Genomic DNA, 18128 nt, shown 5'->3' with positions numbered 1-18128 from the left:
GAGCTATCTTACCATAAGTTTGTTGAAAGATGGTGGTTTCTGTTACCAGACTATTTCGCTTTCTCCGTGTGCCTTTAAGTATTCGTTTGTTTGGCTGAAATGCTTGTTGCCGAAGAAACCGTTGTAGGCGGAAAGCGGAGACGGATGTGCCGAAGTGAGTACCAAGTGTCTGCTCCGGTTGATGAAAGCTCCTTTCCGTTGCGCGTATGCTCCCCATAAGATGAATACCAAATGTTCTTTCTCTTCTGCCAGAGAGCGTATGGCGGCATCGGTAAACGTTTCCCATCCACGGTTTTGATGAGAGCCGGCTTGGTGCGCCCTTACAGTAAGTGTAGCGTTGAGCAAGAGTATTCCTTGTTCTGCCCATCGGGTGAGATTGCCTGTAGCGGGTGGTTCGGTGCCCGTATCCGCTTTTATTTCTTTGAAAATGTTGACCAGTGAAGGGGGAAAGGGAATGCCGTCGTTCACCGAGAAGCACAAACCGTGCGCTTGTCCCGGTCCGTGGTACGGATCTTGCCCGATGATCACAACTTTCACCCGGTCGAACGGGCAAAGGTTGAAAGCGTTGAATATCAGTCTTCCCGGTGGAAATATCCGGTGTTGGGTGTATTCATTTCTGACGAATTCCGTCAAGGCGCGGAAGTAGTCTTTCTCAAATTCCGGTTGTAAGCGTTTTTTCCAGCTTTCTTCTATCTGAACGTTCATGGCTAAATAAGATGTATGTCGAGTTCTTCACATTTTTGGCGCATTTCATCGGGCCAAATGCTGGCTTGTATCTCTCCGATGTGGGCTTTGCGAAGATAATACATGCAAAGGCGCGATTGTCCGATGCCTCCGCCGATGGAAAGAGGAAGCGTTCCGTTTATCAGCCGCTTGTGGAAGTATAGTTCGAGCCTGCTTTCTTCGTTCTTTTCCTTAAGCTGTTGCAGCAACACCTCTTTGTTCACACGGATTCCCATGGATGAAAGTTCGATGGAACGTTGCAACACTTCGTCCCAAAGCAGCAAATCGCCGTTTAGTCCGGGCAAGTCGTTCAACCCCTTTGTAGTATAGTCGTCGTAGTCCGGTGCGCGTCCGTCGTGTTTTTGCCCGTCGCTCAGCTCGCAACCAATGCCGATGATGAACACCGCTCCGTACTTCTGACAGATGGCATGTTCCCTATCCTTCGGCTCCAGCTTCGGGTAGAGCCGGTACAACTCTTCGGCATGAATAAAATGCAGCTTCGGGGGCAGGCAAGGTTTGATTTGTGGATACATTTCGTACACCATATATTCTGTGCGGATCATGGCTGCATAGATGCGGTTGACAATCTCTTTCAGAAAATTTATGTTTCTGTCTTCATCCGTTATCACCCGCTCCCAGTCCCACTGATCGACATAAAGCGAATGAAGGTTTCCCAACTCCTCATCTGCGCGGATAGCATTCATATCGGTATAAATGCCGTATCCCGGTTCGATGTTGTAATCGGCCAGAGTCAATCTTTTCCATTTGGCCAGCGAGTGTACTACTTCGGCCTTCGCATCTCCCAAATCTTTGATCGGGAAAGAAACCGGTCGCTCTATTCCGTTCAAATCATCGTTGATTCCCATCCCTTTCAGTACGAAGAGAGGGGCTGTGACACGGCGAAGGCGTAGTTCCGACGACAGGTTGAGTTGGAAAAACTCTTTTATTTTCTTTATTCCCAGTTCGGTTTGTTTTAAATCGAGCAGAGGTTTATAGTTTTGAGGCTTTATTAAGTAACTCATATATCCTAAAATGTTATTTGTCGGCAAAGGTAGAAATTATATTGATAGATGTATTTTGTTTTCTCTAAAAGATTGTCAATTTGATTAAGTATTCCCTTTTAGACGTTTCAAAATATCAACTGCTACAGAGAGATTTATGTTTTGGGGAGTATAAAAAAGAAAAAATCATTAGGAAAATGCGAAGTTTTTTTCTACTTTTGCCCTCGCATTAGAAAAAGAATGGCTCCGTAGCTTAGTGAATAGAGCGTCAGATTCCGGTTCTGAAGGTCGTGCGTTTGAATCGCACCGGGGTCACATGAGAAGAGGGTTTCCGAAAAGGATATCCTCTTTCTTTTTCTTTATAATACTTCTGCTACAGTCGGGGTGGTGTAAACAGTATTTTAAAGCAGCTTTTCCGCTATAACTCCTACGAGGCAGGCAATGGTGAAACTGGCAAGCGTGCCCACCAGTACGTATTCCGTATTTTTTATTTCGGACGGTTTGCTTAATTCTCCGAACCGGAAAATAGACTTTGCAGCCAGGAGGAAACCTATCCCTTCGTAATGGTGAGTCAGTATAAAGGTCAGTATCAGTATGCGTTCAAAATAGCCTATCCATTTTCCCGCTTGCGGCAGACTCTTTTCCTCAATGTCTTTTTTAAGCTCCGGGCTTTGTTGTTCTTCTTGTTTGGGAGGGTGAGGGATCCATCTTTTGATAAACTGCCCCAATAGAATGGAAGTAGGATGCAATATGAATATGTATGCAGTGACAATTATCCAAAAACTTCTGTTGTTCCAATTTTGTTCGAGCCAATCTTTTAAGGTTGCGTTTCCGGAGAAGAGGAGAAGCCATATAAAGCCGATGACGGTGATGTGGGCGGCTTGGTCTGAAAGAAACATGTGTATAGTCTCTTGGGGACGGCATACTTTAAACCAGTCGATGCTCCAGTGGCTCAGCAGGATGATGGTGGGGACAATCCAGTTTGTCCATTCCCCGAGTACGATGTAAACCGTTGCGGCATGAAGAAGACTGTGGATGAAAAGGGCGAGATGTCTTTGAGGCCCTTTTCCTTTCTTTGCTTCAAGCAGCTTTTTGGGCTGAAGTGCGAAGTCGGTAATGAAGTGAGCGAATAGCAGTTTGATGAGCGTTAATGTGTGCATATTGATAACTTCTTTTGAATGAGTGTTGAATACCGGTCTATATACATTTCTATCAGTGAGATTTTGGCATTTACCAATAGTTTGCTTACATTTTGATATGAACTCCCGATTTGCTGCCCGATTTCTTTTTGTGTTGCTGCCCGATTGAGCAATGCGTAATAAACCGCTTTCGACTGCGTGACACTCCAGCCGGAAATAATGTCGTCGGCAAACGATGTGTTTACTTTAAGTTCTTCGTTTACTGTCTCCCATTTGGTTTTTATTTGCAGCCTTTGTTTGCCGATTTCGTCCAAGCCTCTTCCTGAGAGCCGGAAAGCTTCCCCGTCGGAAGTGACGATATGTTCTGAGGTGAAAGATACTTCGCCTATGCCTATCGACAGGCGAGCGTCCCAGGATGGCATTCCTTTCGGGGTGCTGCTGATAAGGCGAGCTCGTAAAAGAATGGCAATTCTGAGAGTCTCTTGCGGGTTTCCGGAAACAATCTGAAAACTGTCTCCTCTGTAGAATTCTATTCTTAGAGAAGCGTCTATCTGCGTCAGTTCGGTGATGGTGTCGTGTATATCGTTCAATAGCTGTTCCCGCCACTTTGTTGCGATATGTGTGGAACCTACAATGTCTCCGGTAATTACTCCTTTTATGTCCATAGCTTTTTTCTTGCTTGATTTGTTAGCAAATATAATAACACTCTTCGTATTATCAACTTATTTCGGTTGAATTTTCTATTTCAATCTATTTCGGTTGATTTTTGTTGTTTCATCTTTTGGGAGTTGAATCTTTTGTTTTACTTCTTTGTAGGCTGAGTGAGCAAACGGTGAAACCCTTGTTGGTGGTATGCAGATCTGGAAACCGATGCAGGTCCGGAGGACGAGCCGGTATTGTGAGGTTTATGAGAGTCTTTGGTTATTTCTGCTAACTCCTGATTTTGAATCGAATGATATACACCCGTGAGGTTATATCGGCTGGGAAATCTTTCTTGATCCCTGAAAGTAAAAAGATAAAGATGCAGAAAATATACATATCAATCTATTATTTCCTATTTTTGTAGCTGAATAAACAAAACCTTTATGACCGAATCAGAAAGAAAACAGATTATAGAGCTGATAAAGGAAGAAGTGGTTCCTGCTATCGGCTGTACCGAACCGATAGCGGTTGCTCTGTGTGTTGCCAAGGCTGCCGAATTATTGGATTGTAAGCCTGAACGGGTGAATGTATTCTTGAGTGCCAATGTTCTGAAGAACGCGATGGGAGTGGGAATACCGGGGACGGGAATGATCGGGCTTCCCATAGCCGTAGCTTTGGGAGCTTTGATCGGTAAATCCGCTTACCAGCTGGAAGTGCTGAAAGACTGCACGCCTGAAGCGGTAGAACGCGGCAAACGCTTAATCGATGAGAAACGCATTCGTATCGCTTTGAAAAAAGACATATCCGAAAAGCTTTATATTGAAGCGATTTGCGAGGCAAACGGACGGAAATCCACTGCCATTATTGCAGGCGGGCATACTTCGTTCGTTTATCTGGCTTGTGATGGCGAAGTGCTACTTGATGTGCAGCAGGTGCCTCAGGAAGAAGACAACGAGCATACGCTAGACCTCAACCTGCGTAAGGTGTACGAGTTCGCATTGACCACTCCGTTGGACGATATTCGTTTTATTCTGGATACGGCTCGTTTGAATAAAGCAGCGGCGGAGCAGTCTTTCAAGGGCGATTACGGACACTCGTTGGGTAAAATGCTTTGTGGAACACAGAGAAGTAAAGTGCTGGGCGATACTGTGTTTTCACGTATTCTTTCTTATACCTCAGGTGCATGCGACGCGCGTATGGCAGGCGCAATGATTCCCGTGATGAGCAATTCGGGCAGCGGAAATCAAGGAATCTCTGCTACGTTGCCGGTGGTGATTTATGCCGAAGAAAACGGCAAGACCGAAGAAGAGTTGATTCGCGCTTTGGTGCTTAGCCACCTGACGGTTATTTACATCAAGCAAAGCTTGGGACGCTTGTCAGCTCTTTGCGGTTGCGTAGTGGCAGCTACGGGATCCAGTTGCGGAATAACCTGGTTGATGGGAGGGGATTATGACCGAGTGGCTTTTGCCGTTCAAAATATGATTGCAAACCTAACGGGAATGATTTGCGACGGGGCGAAACCGAGTTGTGCCTTGAAAGTGACGACAGGAGTTTCTACAGCTGTATTGTCGGCAATGATGGCGATGGAAGACCGTTGTGTCACTTCTGTAGAGGGGATTATTGATGAAGATGTGGATCAAAGTATTCGTAACTTGACCCAAATAGGTTCGAAAGGAATGAATGAAACAGATAAGATGGTGTTGGATATTATGACGCATAAATAAAACCCGCCATTCTCGGGCGGTCATGCATACGAACTTACCCAAGAATACGCTAAAGTTAGTAAACTTGGGTAAGGTTTAAAATGAATTAGTTCCGGTTTTATCTACAAGTTCGGCTACCCGGACAGGTAATCCGGCTGTTCGCATAAACTTGTTGGCCGCATCTAAAAGTAGATTAGCACGGGTTTAGTGGCAGCTTCCTTCACAACCGCAGTCGCTTCCGCATCCGCAACTGTTTTCTTCGCATCCGCAGCCATCGCCGCATCCGTGATCACCGCAACTTCCACATCCACAACCGTCGCCGCTCATCATCTTTACCAGTTCCTGAATCTCTTCATTCGTGGCAGGACGGTTTTCAATCACCTCTCCTTCGAAAATCAAGCTGGCTCCTGCCAAAGGGTGATTCAGGTCTACTACCACTACGTCTTCTTTGATTTCTACTACGCTTGCGTTTACCTGCTGTCCGTCTGCGGTCATAAGAGGTACGATGTTTCCTTCTTTAACGCGTTCTTTGTCGAATGCGCCGTCTACTTCGAAGATGTGCTTGGGGAGTTCGATGACATGTTGCTCGTCATACTCTCCGTACGCTTTGTCGGCAGGAATGGTAAAATCGAACTTATCTCCTTTCGACAAAACCGTTATCTGATTTTCGAAATCTTCAAGCGTTGTTCCCAATCCGGAAATAAATTGGAAAGGATGATCGGCTTTTGCTTCTTCGAACAATTCTTTTTCACCATCTTCCATTGTATATAGTCTGTATGCAACGGTGATGTACTTGTTTTCTGCTGTTTCCATCTGATTTTAATATTTCTTAGTTAATGAATCCCGCAAAAACGGGGGCGACAAAGATACGAATTATTTGCTTTCCTACGGTAAGCAGAAGATAAATTTCAGATTATTAAGGGCTTTTCTTTGAAAATATACCGATTCATAGTATGCGTATAACCTTTCATCTATTATATTAAAGTAATAAAATGACTTGTAAATCTCTATCTATTCTTACGAATAAATATTTTTATCTTCATTTTTTAGTCGATTTGTTTGGAAATAATAAAAAAGCCCTTACCTTTGCAAACAAGAAAATAAAGTATATATAATGATTGTGCTACATACATCTATTAACCTTGCAACTTTGCATATTATTCGCGTCGTGGTGGTTTCATCAGGAATGTGAGGAAGGTTTTTGTATGTATACATATCTCGAGCATAATAAGTTGTAGGAGCCTTTCTCACAGTTGTGAGAAAGGCTTTTTTCATTAAACATATATTTTGAAATGAAAAAGCAGTTACGTAGTTCGTTTAGCACGCAAGGGCGTCGAATGGCAGGAGCACGCGCATTGTGGGCGGCTAACGGGATGAAAAGGCAGCAGATCGGAAAACCTATTATAGCTGTCGTAAATTCATTCACACAATTTGTGCCCGGTCATGTGCATCTCCATGAGATAGGTCAGTTTGTGAAAACTGAGATTGAAAGTATGGGATGTTTCGCAGCAGAATTTAATACGATTGCTATCGACGACGGTATCGCTATGGGGCACGACGGTATGCTCTATTCCCTTCCTTCGCGAGATATCATAGCCGATAGCGTGGAATATATGGTTAATGCGCATAAAGCGGATGCCATGGTGTGCATCAGCAACTGCGATAAGATTACTCCGGGTATGCTGATGGCTGCCATGCGTTTGAACATTCCTACAGTTTTTGTATCGGGCGGACCGATGGAGGCAGGCGAATGGAACGGAAAACAACTGGATCTGGTGGATGCCATGGTGCGGTCGGCTGATGAGAATGTGACTGATGAACAAGTGAAAGGTATCGAGCAACATGCTTGTCCCACATGCGGATCTTGTTCGGGTATGTTTACGGCCAACTCCATGAATTGTCTGAATGAAGCGATCGGTTTGGCGCTCCCCGGCAATGGAACCATTGTAGCTACGCACCTAAATCGTAAAGAGTTGTTTAAAGATGCCGCCCGACTGATTGTCGAAAATGCCATGAAGTATTATGAGAAGGGAGATGATAGCGTGCTCCCGCGCAGTATCGCTACCCGTGAGGCCTTTTTGAATGCGATGACACTGGATATCGCAATGGGCGGATCTACCAATACCGTGCTCCATTTGTTGGCGATTGCTCGCGAAGCAGAAGTAGACTTCAAAATGGACGATATCGACTTGCTTTCCCGCAAGACTCCTTGCTTGTGTAAAGTAGCTCCTAACTCGCAGAAATATCATATTCAGGATGTAAACCGTGCGGGAGGTGTTCTTTCCATTATGAATGAATTGGCAAAAGGCGGTTTGGTCGATACCTCCGTAAGGCGGGTAGACGGGCTTTCATTATCAGAAGCCATTGATGCTTATGCTGTGACGAATCCGAAAGTCTGTCAGAAGGCATTGATAAAGTATGCGAGTGCCCCCGGAAAAACATTTAATCTGATACTCGGCTCACAAAACGCTTATTACGACGAGTTGGATACGGATCGTGCTAACGGATGTATCCGAGATATAGCCCATGCTTACAGCAAGGATGGCGGATTGGCTATATTGAAAGGAAACATTGCGCAGGATGGATGTGTGGTGAAAACTGCCGGAGTTGATGAGAGTATATGGCGGTTTACAGGTCCCGCCAAAGTGTTCGATTCGCAGGAGGCGGCTTGTGAAGGCATCCTTTCGGGTAAGGTGGTGAGCGGCGATGTAGTCGTGATTGCACACGAAGGTCCGAAGGGAGGGCCGGGTATGCAGGAGATGCTTTATCCTACCTCTTATATTAAGTCTCGTCATTTAGGCAAAGAGTGCGCTTTAATTACCGACGGACGTTTTAGCGGCGGGACTTCCGGTCTGAGCATCGGGCATATTTCGCCTGAGGCCGCTGCCGGGGGAAATATAGGAAAGATAGTGGATGGCGATGTGATTGACATTGATATTCCAAACCGGAAGATTAACGTAAGGCTTACAGAGGAAGAATTGGCTGCTCGTCCGATGACTCCGGTCACTCGTGACAGGAATGTGCCGAAGAGCCTAAAAGCCTATGCCGCTATGGTGAGTTCGGCTGATAAAGGAGCGGTGAGACTGATTGATTAGTGAATAGAGTTAGATAAGAAGCTGTTTCAATTGTATATAAAGAATGCGTGGCTGTTGGTTTTCTTATAGAAATTGAACCGGTTTCCATACCTTAATTATTAATTCGGAATGTACTTATGAAAGACTTTATAACAGGAGCGGAAGCGATGATGCGCTCTTTGGAGCATCAGGGGGTAACTACTGTTTTCGGTTATCCGGGAGGCTCTATCATGCCTACCTTCGATGCTTTGTTCGACTTTCGACATGCGTTGAACCATATTTTGGTTCGTCATGAACAAGGAGCTGCTCATGCGGCTCAAGGATATGCCCGTGTATCAGGCAAGGTAGGAGTGTGTCTGGTAACCAGTGGCCCCGGCGCTACCAATACGATTACAGGTATTGCGGATGCCATGATAGACAGTTGTCCTCTCGTTGTGATTGCAGGTCAGGTGGGGACAGGCTTTTTGGGAACGGACGCTTTTCAGGAAGTAGACTTGGTAGGCATTACTCAGCCCATCAGTAAATGGAGCTATCAGATTCGCCGGGCAGAAGACGTGGCATGGGCGGTGGCGCGCGCTTTTTATATCGCTCGTTCCGGTCGTCCCGGTCCGGTGGTTCTCGACTTCGCGAAGAATGCGCAGGTGGAGAAGATTCATTACGAGCCGGTTGCAATTGACTTTGTACGCAGCTATGTACCCGTGCCCGATACGGATGAAGCGTCTGTAAAAGAGGCCGCTGAGCTGATAAACGCTGCCGAACGTCCGTTTGTGTTGGTCGGTCAGGGCGTGGAACTCGCAAACGCCCAAAAAGAACTTATTGCTTTTATTGAAAAAGCCGACCTCCCTGCCGGCTGTACATTGCACGGACTCTCTGTCTTGCCCACGGAGCATCCTCTTAATAAGGGAATGTTGGGGATGCACGGTAATCTGGGACCGAATATGAATACCAATAAGTGCGACGTACTGATTGCTGTCGGGATGCGTTTCGATGATCGGGTGACGGGTAATGTGGCGACTTATGCCAAACAGGCGAAAGTGATTCATTTCGATATCGATCCGGGAGAAATCAATAAGAATGTACGGGCGGATGTGGCTGTCTTGGGAGATTGCAGAGAAACTTTACCGGCGGTTGCCCGTCTTTTGAAGAAAAAAAAACACGCCGAATGGATCGATAGTTTCGGGGAATATGAGCAGGTGGAAGAAGAAAGGGTGATTCGCCCCGAACTGTATCCGGCTTCGGAGGAGCTGAGTATGGGAGAAGTGGTGCGGGCTGTCAGCGAGGCGACACTCCATCGGGCAGTGTTGGTGACCGATGTCGGACAGAATCAGATGATGGCCGCCCGCTATTTTAAATATACTCAAGAACGCAGCATCGTTACTTCGGGCGGATTGGGAACGATGGGCTTCAGTCTTCCCGCAGCCATCGGGGCAACCTTCGGACGTCCCGATCGGACAGTGTGCGCGTTTATGGGCGACGGCGGACTTCAGATGAATATTCAAGAGCTGGGTACGATTATGGAACAGCAAGCTCCCGTGAAGATTATTTGCATGAACAATAACTTTTTGGGAAATGTGCGCCAATGGCAGGCTATGTTTTTCAACGGGCGGTATTCTTTTACCCCGATGCAGAATCCGGATTATATGAAGATAGCGGAAGCTTACGGCATTCCTTCCAGAAGAGTGTTTGCACGTGAAGAACTGAAAGCGGCAGTGGACGAAATGCTGGCAACAGATGGACCGTTTTTGCTTGAAGCTTGCGTGCAGGAGGAGGGAAATGTTATGCCGATGACTCCTCCGGGAGGTTCGGTGAACCAGATGTTGCTGGAGTGTTAAGCATGTGAATCGATAAATGAGTGAGTTATGAATGAGAAAACATTATATACCATTATTGTTCATTCCGAGAATTTTGCCGGATTGCTGAATCAGGTGACTGCGGTGTTTACCCGTCGCCAAATCAATATAGAGAGTCTGAATGTTTCGGCCTCGTCTATTAAAGGAGTACACAAATATACCATTACGGCTTGGACCGATAAAGATACGATTGAAAAAGTGGCGAAGCAGATTGAAAAGAAGATCGATGTCATTCAGGCCCACTTTTTTACGGAGGATGAAATTTATTCGCACGAGATAGCGTTATATAAGGTAGCTACTCCTGCTTTTCAGGAGAATCCGGAGGCGTCGAAAGTTATCAGGCAATACAATGCGCGCATTGTGGAGGTGAACCCGACGTTTTCCGTTGTGGAAAAGAACGGAAAGAGTGAAGATATAACGGCTCTTTATGAGGAGTTGAAAGAGTTGAATTGCGTCTTGCAGTTCGTACGTTCCGGCCGTGTGGCTATCACGACAAGCTGTTTCGAACGGGTAAACGAGTTTTTGGAGGCGCGGGAAGCCAGAAGGCAGTTTCCGGTTGCCTGTTCTTAGAAAGGAGAGGATTTTTCTCAGTGGACCTCTTTGTTTGATCAAGAAAAGCCAGTTTTTTAATAACACAGGCTTTGCATAGGAAGAATATTGAAGCAGTTTTTAAATATTAATTGAAATAAAATGAATCGAGAGAATAAAATTGGGAGTTATCATTTTGTAGCCGAACCTTTTCATGTCGACTTTAACGGAGAGCTGACTATGGGAGTGCTGGGAAATCACTTGCTTAATTGCGCCGGCTTTCATGCCACCGAACGCGGATTCGGAATCGCCACACTGAACGAAGAGAATTATACCTGGGTGCTTTCGCGTTTGGCTATAGAGTTGGATGAGATGCCCTGCCAATACGAAGATTTCTCTATCCAAACGTGGGTGGAAAACGTCTACCGCTTGTTTACCGACCGCAATTTTGCCATTGTCGATAAAGAAGGCAGGAAAATAGGATACGCGCGTTCCGTGTGGGCGATGATTAGCTTGAATACGCGTAAACCGGCCGATTTGCTGACTCTTCATGAGGGGAGCATCATGGATTATGTATGCGATGAGCCTTGTCCGATAGAGAAGCCTTCGCGCATTAAGGTTGCTGCCAAAGAGCCGCAGGCAGTGTTGACAGCGAAATATAGCGACATCGATATCAACGGACATGTGAACAGCATTCGCTACATTGAGCACATTCTGGACTTGTTCCCGATCGAGCTTTACCGGGAGAAACGCATCCGCCGCTTTGAGATGGCGTATGTTGCCGAAGGGTATTACGGAGACAAGCTTTCGTTCTTCTGCGATGAGGCTTCGGAAGATGAATACCATATTGAGGTAAGAAAGAACGGTGAAGAGGTTCTTTGCCGTTCGAAAGTGATATTTGCAGATAAATAAAATAATAACGGAAAATTGAAAAGAAAATGGCACAAATGAATTTTGGAGGAGTGATGGAGAACGTAGTAACCCGCGAGGAGTTTCCTTTGGAAAAGGCGCGGGAGGTGTTGAAGAATGAGACGATAGCCGTAATTGGGTATGGAGTGCAGGGGCCGGGACAGTCGCTCAACTTGCGTGATAACGGCTTCAATGTGATTGTAGGGCAGCGCAAGGGAGGCAAGACTTGGGAAAAAGCCGTAGCCGACGGCTGGGTGCCCGGAGAAACGTTGTTTGATATCGAAGAAGCTTGCCGGCGCGGTACAATCATTCAGTATCTGCTTTCAGACGCCGCCCAGATTGAAGTATGGCCTACGGTGAAGAAACATCTGACGGCAGGCAAAGCTTTATACTTCTCTCATGGCTTCGGTATTACTTACAAGGAACGTACCGGAATTGTTCCTCCTGCGGATGTGGATGTGATTCTGGTTGCCCCCAAAGGTTCGGGCACATCATTGCGTACGATGTTTCTCGAAGGGCGGGGGCTGAACTCTTCTTACGCTATCTTCCAAGACGCCACGGGACGCGCATACGACCGCGTGATAGCTTTGGGTATCGGCGTAGGCTCGGGCTATCTGTTCGAAACGACGTTCAAACGCGAAGTGTACTCTGATCTGACGGGTGAGAGAGGCTCATTGATGGGGGCTATTCAAGGACTTCTGTTGGCTCAGTATGAAGTTCTTCGTGAAAACGGACATACTCCTTCCGAAGCTTTCAACGAAACAGTGGAAGAGCTGACCCAGTCGCTGATGCCGCTGTTCGCAAAGAATGGCATGGACTGGATGTATGCCAACTGCTCCACTACCGCACAACGGGGAGCGCTCGACTGGATGGGACCGTTTCACGACGCTATCAAGCCTGTGATGCAGAGATTGTACGAAAGCGTGAAGAGCGGCAACGAAGCGCAAATCTCTATCGACAGCAATTCGCAACCCGATTATCGCAGCAAGTTGAACGAAGAGCTGCGCCAACTGAGAGAAAGCGAGATGTGGCAGACGGCTGTCACCGTTCGCAAACTTCGTCCCGAGAATAACTGATTCGGGGAATAGGCATACTTGTACGATAACGTTTTTTGACCGTTATATTGGCGACGGATACCCGATGCGTTGGCGGGGAATAACCGAGATGCTTGGGGAACAATCCGCTCTCGTTACCCATTCGGCAAAGTTTAAGGCTAATGGCGAAGTGGGGCTCACATTGCGGTGTACCATGTCTATATGAATCGATATACATGGTTTAAGGTTGATGAGAAAACGGACCTTATAACCGATTGTATTGTCGGAGCTTTTCACGAAAGTATGCTTATAAGAGCCTTGTGTAGACGAAAGACCGTGTGCCTAAGAAACAAACAGAGCCTCTGATCGGACAGATCAGAGGCTCTGTTTGTTTGTGTTAGAGGCTCTGTTTGCTTGCGTCGGAGGCTCTGTTTTTTCCGCGACTTATGTCTACTCAAAAAAGGGGGAACGGACATTATTTCGGGGTGGCGAGGAGAAGCATGCCCGATCGCTCCATCTTTCATCTGACCTGCCTGTTCGATAAACTCCATCAGCCGTCGATAGGACCGATGGCAACTTCCCGGATGCCTGCTGTTCATGGCGGAAAGCCAATAAATCTTCTTTTGCTCCGGAATAAACATTTTGATTTGTTAAACATTCAAAGCTTTTCGTTCGTTTGTCTAATAGTTAGTTATACTTAAAATGTAATACGATTATGATCTATGATTTAAACATGTTAGAGGCGTTCTACAATACTTATCAAAGTAAGATAGAGCGGGTGAGAACTGTATTGCGACGACCTTTAACACTGGCTGAAAAAATTCTGTACGTTCATCTGTATGATGAAAAACAATTGGAAAACTTTTGTCGGGGAAAAGATTACGTGAACTTCCGTCCTGATCGTGTGGCTATGCAGGACGCAACGGCGCAGATGGCTTTGCTGCAATTCATGAATGCGGGAAAAGAGAAAGTAGCCGTTCCCTCCACCGTGCACTGCGATCATCTGATACAGGCGTATAAGGGGGCCAGAGAAGATATCTCTACGGCTACCCGGACAAACGAAGAGGTGTACGACTTCCTTCGCGACGTTTCTTCCCGATACGATATCGGTTTCTGGAAACCCGGCGCAGGCATTATTCATCAGGTAGTGCTCGAGAATTATGCGTTTCCCGGAGGAATGATGGTGGGTACAGACTCCCATACTCCTAATGCCGGCGGGTTGGGAATGGTCGCCATCGGAGTAGGCGGAGCAGATGCGGTGGATGTGATGACCGGTATGGAGTGGGAGCTCAAAATGCCGCGTATCATCGGGGTTCGTCTCACGGGCACTTTGAGCGGATGGGCATCTCCTAAAGATGTAATATTAAAATTGGCGGGTATTCTCACGGTGAAGGGAGGTACAAATGCCATTATCGAATATTTCGGACCGGGTACCGCGGCTCTTTCCGCTACCGGAAAAGCGACGATTTGCAACATGGGGGCAGAGGTTGGAGCCACTACCTCCTTATTCCCTTATGATGAACGGATGGCTGCTTATCTGAAAGCTACCGGAAGAGAACCGGTGGCCGATTGGGCAGCGGCGGTAGCCGGAGACCTTTGCGCCGACGAAGAAGTGACGGCGCAACCGGAAAAATATTACGACAGGGTGATTGAAATTAATCTGTCGGAGTTGGAGCCTTACATCAACGGACCTTTTACGCCCGATGCCGCTACGCCTATCTCCGAATTTGCCGCGAAGGTATTGGCAAACGGCTATCCGCGTAAAATGGAAGTCGGACTGATCGGGTCGTGCACCAATTCTTCCTATCAAGATTTGAGCCGTGCCGCTTCTTTGGCGCGTCAGGTGGCTGAAAAGAAGCTGGAGGTCGCTTCGCAGCTAATCATTAATCCGGGTTCGGAACAAATTCGCGCAACAGCCGATAGAGACGGTATGATAGATGCTTTTAAACAGATAGGGGCGATTATTATGGCAAATGCCTGTGGCCCTTGTATCGGACAGTGGAAAAGACATACCGATGATCCGGAACGGAAGAATTCAATTGTTACGTCTTTCAACCGTAATTTTGCCAAGCGTGCGGACGGCAATCCCAATACGCATGCGTTTGTTGCCTCGCCGGAACTGACGATGGCGCTGACTATTGCCGGCGATCTTTGCTTTAATCCGTTAAAAGATTCGTTGGTGAATAAAGACGGTGTAGAGGTAAAACTGGCTGAGCCATCGGGTGAAGAACTTCCTTTGAAAGGTTTCGCTTCGGGAGATGACGGATACATTGCTCCGAGTGGCGTGCGGAGTGAAATCTCTGTAAATCCCGATTCGCAACGGTTGCAATTGTTGGCTCCTTTTTCCGCATGGGATGGGAAAGACTTGCTCCATATGCCTTTGTTAATTAAAGTACAGGGTAAGTGCACTACGGATCATATTTCTATGGCGGGTCCGTGGCTTCGTTTTCGCGGGCATTTGGAGAATATCTCCGATAATATGCTGATGGGGGCGGTCAATGCTTTCAACGGTGAAACGAATTGTGTGTGGAATCGACTGAAAAACAGCTATGGGTCTGTTTCCGGAGTTGCCAAAGAATACAAAGCGGCAGGTTTGCCCTCTATAGTGGTGGCAGAAGAAAACTATGGAGAGGGGTCGAGCAGAGAGCATGCTGCCATGGAGCCGCGCTTCTTGAATGTGCGCGTCATATTGGCAAAGAGTTTTGCCCGTATTCATGAGACGAATTTAAAGAAGCAGGGAATGTTGGCGCTTACGTTTACCGATAAATCGGATTATAATAAAATTCAGGAACGCGATCTTATCTCTATAGAAGGCTTGAGAAACTTTGAACCCGGACGGAATGTAAAGGTGGTTCTTCACCACGCAGATGGAAGTACGGAGAGCTTTGAGGCACAACATACGTATAACGAACAGCAGATAGTCTGGTTCCGTGCCGGATCTGCTTTAAATGCAAGATAATATGAATAAGATAAAGATGCAAACGGATGGCACGTTGACGGTGCCCGATGTGCCTGTTATTCCTTTTATTACGGGAGATGGAGTAGGAGCGGAAGTTACCCCTTCGATGCAGGCGGTGGTCAATGCGGCAGTGCGGAAAGCCTATGGAGGCAGACGAAGGATTGAATGGAAAGAGGTATTGGCAGGCGAGAAGGCTTTCAATCTTACCGGATCATGGTTGCCGGATGAGACGATGGAGGTGTTTCGTGAATATCTCGTGGGTATCAAGGGACCGCTTACTACGCCTGTGGGGGGCGGTATCCGTTCGTTGAATGTGGCTTTGCGGCAGACACTCGATTTGTATGTTTGCCTTCGCCCTGTTCGTTGGTATCAGGGGGTGCAGTCACCGGTGAAGTTTCCGGAGAAAGTGAATATGTGTGTCTTCCGTGAAAATACGGAAGATATTTATGCCGGCATCGAGTGGGAGGCCGGTACGCCCGAAGCGGAAAAATTTTATCGTTTTCTTAAAGAGGAGATGAAAGTTACGAAAGTCCGCTTTCCCGAAACTTCTTCTTTCGGGGTAAAGCCTGTTTCGAAAGAAGGAACCGGACGTCTGGTGCGCGCCGCTTGCCAATATGCGCTCGACAATCATTTGCCTTCGGTTACTTTGGTGCATAAGGGGAACATCATGAAGTATACGGAAGGAGGATTTAAGAAATGGGGATATGAACTTGCGAAGAATGAGTTCTCGGAGGCTTTGGCTGACGGGCGATTGGTGGTGAAAGATTGTATTGCCGACGCATTTCTGCAAAATACCTTGCTGACTCCGGAAGAATACTCGGTTGTAGCCACATTAAATCTTAACGGTGACTATGTGTCCGACCAGTTGGCGGCAATGGTAGGCGGAATCGGCATAGCTCCCGGAGCCAATATCAACTATCGGTCGGGGCATGCTATCTTTGAAGCTACTCATGGTACAGCTCCCAACATTGCGGGGAAAAATGTGGTCAATCCTTGTTCCATCATTCTTTCGGCTGTGATGATGCTCGAATATATGGGATGGAAAGAAGCGGCAGCGCTTATCGAGCATGCCTTGGAGCAAAGTTTTCTCAATGCTCGTGCCACACACGATCTGGCTCGCTTTATGACGGGAGGAGTTTCGCTCTCTACTTCTGTCTTTACAGAAGAGATTGTAGGAAGAATCGAACAATAGTAATAACCATAAAAACACAGAAATATGAAAAAAGAATATCTTATTTATAAGCTTTCCGAAGAGATGAAAGAAGCTGCGCGCATCGATAATGAACTGTTCTCTAAATTCGATGTGAAGCGGGGATTGCGCAATGAAGACGGTACGGGTGTATTGGTTGGTTTGACCAAAATCGGGAATGTAGTGGGATATGAGCGTGTTCCCGGCGGCGGATTGAAGCCCATCCCGGGTAAGTTGTTTTATCGCGGCTACGATGTGGAAGATATTGCGCATGCCGTGTTGAAGGAAAAACGTTTCGGTTTCGAGGAGGTGGCTTATCTTCTCCTCTCGGGCCGATTGCCGGATAAAGAAGAACTATCGTCGTTCAGTGAATTGATCAACGAAAATATGCCGTTGGAGCAAAAAACAAAAATGAATATTATTGAATTGGAAGGGAATAACATCATGAACATTCTTGCGCGAAGCGTACTCGAAATGTATCGCTTCGATCCTGATGCCGATGATACTTCGCGCGATAACCTGATGAGGCAGAGTATCGAACTTATTTCGAAATTCCCTACCATTATTGCTTATGCTTTCAACATGCTTCGTCACGCTACGTTGGGGAGGTCTTTGCATATCCGTCATCCGCGCGAAAAGCTTTCCATTGCAGAGAATTTCTTATATATGCTCAAAAAAGATTTTACGGAATTGGATGCCCGTACACTCGATTTACTGCTTATTCTTCAAGCGGAGCATGGAGGAGGTAATAACTCTACGTTCACAGTCCGTGTGACTTCGTCTACGGGAACGGATACTTATTCGGCTATTGCCGCAGGTATAGGTTCGTTGAAAGGGCCTCTCCATGGTGGAGCCAATATTCAGGTAGCAGATATGTTCCATCATTTACAAAAGAATATCAAAGACTGGACGAATGAGAAAGAAATTGATGCTTACTTCACCCGCATGCTTAATAAAGAGGTGTACAATAAAAGCGGTTTGATTTACGGCATCGGGCATGCGGTTTACACTATTTCCGATCCGCGCGCTCTTTTGTTGAAAGAATTAGCGCGTGAGCTGGCTCGCGAAAAAGGCAAAGAGCGTGAGTTCGCTTTTCTCGAATTGCTGGAAGAGCGTGCAATCGCTACGTTCGGACGCATTAAGAATAACGGAAAAACCGTTTCGAGCAATGTCGACTTTTATTCAGGCTTTGTTTATGAATTGATTGGACTCCCGCAGGAAATTTTCACCCCTTTGTTTGCTATGGCACGTATCGTAGGTTGGTGTGCGCATCGCAATGAGGAGTTGACCTTTGAAGGGAAACGGATTATTCGTCCGGCTTATAAGAATGTGCTTGAAGAGGAAAATTATGTGCCTATCAAGGAACGTTAATTTCCC

General features: G+C 46.6%; 14 protein-coding genes and 1 tRNA gene. 10 read left to right on the top strand and 5 right to left on the bottom strand.

Annotation, left to right across the window (positions count from 1 at the left end; all coding sequences use genetic code 11):
• Window positions 1-42 precede the first annotated feature (42 nt).
• Entirely contained in the window at window positions 43-705 is a 663-nt protein-coding gene (ung, locus tag C234_RS0114975) for a uracil-DNA glycosylase (protein WP_027326425.1), read from the bottom strand.
• 2 nt (window positions 706-707) lie between these two features.
• Window positions 708-1745, bottom strand: coding sequence for an aspartate--ammonia ligase (gene asnA / locus C234_RS0114970; RefSeq protein ID WP_027326424.1), 1038 nt, complete (start codon window positions 1743-1745; stop codon window positions 708-710).
• A 221-nt stretch (window positions 1746-1966) separates the two neighbouring features.
• Between asnA and C234_RS0114965 the strand changes: the two genes are divergently transcribed.
• Window positions 1967-2039: transfer RNA gene (locus C234_RS0114965), tRNA-Arg, on the top strand.
• Between the two features lie 86 nt (window positions 2040-2125).
• Here the strand turns inward: C234_RS0114965 and C234_RS0114960 are convergent.
• Both C234_RS0114960 and C234_RS0114955 read right to left on the bottom strand, forming a co-directional pair.
• Entirely contained in the window at window positions 2126-2884 is a 759-nt protein-coding gene (locus tag C234_RS0114960; RefSeq protein ID WP_051290288.1) for a DUF3307 domain-containing protein, read from the bottom strand.
• Window positions 2872-3528: a nucleotidyl cyclase domain-containing protein gene (locus tag C234_RS0114955; RefSeq protein ID WP_027326422.1), complete on the bottom strand. Its 657-nt coding sequence runs from the start codon at window positions 3526-3528 to the stop codon at window positions 2872-2874. The genes C234_RS0114960 and C234_RS0114955 overlap by 13 nt, the downstream gene beginning before the upstream one ends.
• A gap of 420 nt (window positions 3529-3948) precedes the next feature.
• Here C234_RS0114955 and C234_RS0114950 point away from each other — a divergent pair, with 420 nt between their 5' ends.
• Window positions 3949-5229 (top strand): L-cysteine desulfidase family protein, encoded by a 1281-nt coding sequence (locus C234_RS0114950; RefSeq protein ID WP_027326421.1) that lies wholly within the window; start codon window positions 3949-3951, stop codon window positions 5227-5229.
• A 183-nt stretch (window positions 5230-5412) separates the two neighbouring features.
• Here C234_RS0114950 and C234_RS0114945 read toward each other — a convergent pair whose 3' ends face one another.
• Window positions 5413-6021 carry an FKBP-type peptidyl-prolyl cis-trans isomerase gene (locus tag C234_RS0114945; RefSeq protein ID WP_027326420.1) on the bottom strand — a complete coding sequence of 203 codons (609 nt, stop codon included), beginning with the start codon at window positions 6019-6021 and terminating at the stop codon, window positions 5413-5415.
• 479 nt (window positions 6022-6500) lie between these two features.
• Here C234_RS0114945 and ilvD point away from each other — a divergent pair, with 479 nt between their 5' ends.
• From ilvD to C234_RS0114900, 8 genes are all read left to right on the top strand, one after another.
• Window positions 6501-8303, top strand: coding sequence for a dihydroxy-acid dehydratase (ilvD, locus tag C234_RS0114940; RefSeq protein WP_027326419.1), 1803 nt, complete (start codon window positions 6501-6503; stop codon window positions 8301-8303).
• A gap of 116 nt (window positions 8304-8419) precedes the next feature.
• Entirely contained in the window at window positions 8420-10114 is a 1695-nt protein-coding gene (ilvB, locus tag C234_RS0114935; RefSeq protein WP_027326418.1) for a biosynthetic-type acetolactate synthase large subunit, read from the top strand.
• A gap of 27 nt (window positions 10115-10141) precedes the next feature.
• Complete coding sequence (gene ilvN / locus C234_RS0114930) at window positions 10142-10702, top strand: acetolactate synthase small subunit (protein WP_021647313.1); 561 nt, start codon at window positions 10142-10144, stop codon at window positions 10700-10702.
• Between the two features lie 120 nt (window positions 10703-10822).
• Entirely contained in the window at window positions 10823-11572 is a 750-nt protein-coding gene (locus C234_RS0114925; protein WP_027326417.1) for an acyl-[acyl-carrier-protein] thioesterase, read from the top strand.
• Window positions 11573-11598: 26 nt separating this feature from the next.
• Entirely contained in the window at window positions 11599-12645 is a 1047-nt protein-coding gene (gene ilvC, locus C234_RS0114920; RefSeq protein ID WP_027326416.1) for a ketol-acid reductoisomerase, read from the top strand.
• A 673-nt stretch (window positions 12646-13318) separates the two neighbouring features.
• Complete coding sequence (locus C234_RS0114910; protein ID WP_027326414.1) at window positions 13319-15562, top strand: aconitate hydratase; 2244 nt, start codon at window positions 13319-13321, stop codon at window positions 15560-15562.
• Window position 15563: 1 nt separating this feature from the next.
• On the top strand, window positions 15564-16754 hold the full coding sequence (gene icd / locus C234_RS0114905) for an NADP-dependent isocitrate dehydrogenase (RefSeq protein WP_027326413.1): 1191 nt from the start codon (window positions 15564-15566) through the stop codon (window positions 16752-16754).
• Window positions 16755-16778: 24 nt separating this feature from the next.
• Window positions 16779-18122 carry a citrate/2-methylcitrate synthase gene (locus C234_RS0114900; RefSeq protein WP_027326412.1) on the top strand — a complete coding sequence of 448 codons (1344 nt, stop codon included), beginning with the start codon at window positions 16779-16781 and terminating at the stop codon, window positions 18120-18122.
• Window positions 18123-18128 lie beyond the last annotated feature (6 nt).

The sequence above is a fragment of the Bacteroides pyogenes DSM 20611 = JCM 6294 genome, assembly GCF_000428105.1.
GTDB classification, from domain to species: domain Bacteria; phylum Bacteroidota; class Bacteroidia; order Bacteroidales; family Bacteroidaceae; genus Bacteroides; species Bacteroides pyogenes.
Note: the sequence above shows the minus strand (reverse complement) of the source record. Positions and strands in the feature narration are given on the sequence as shown.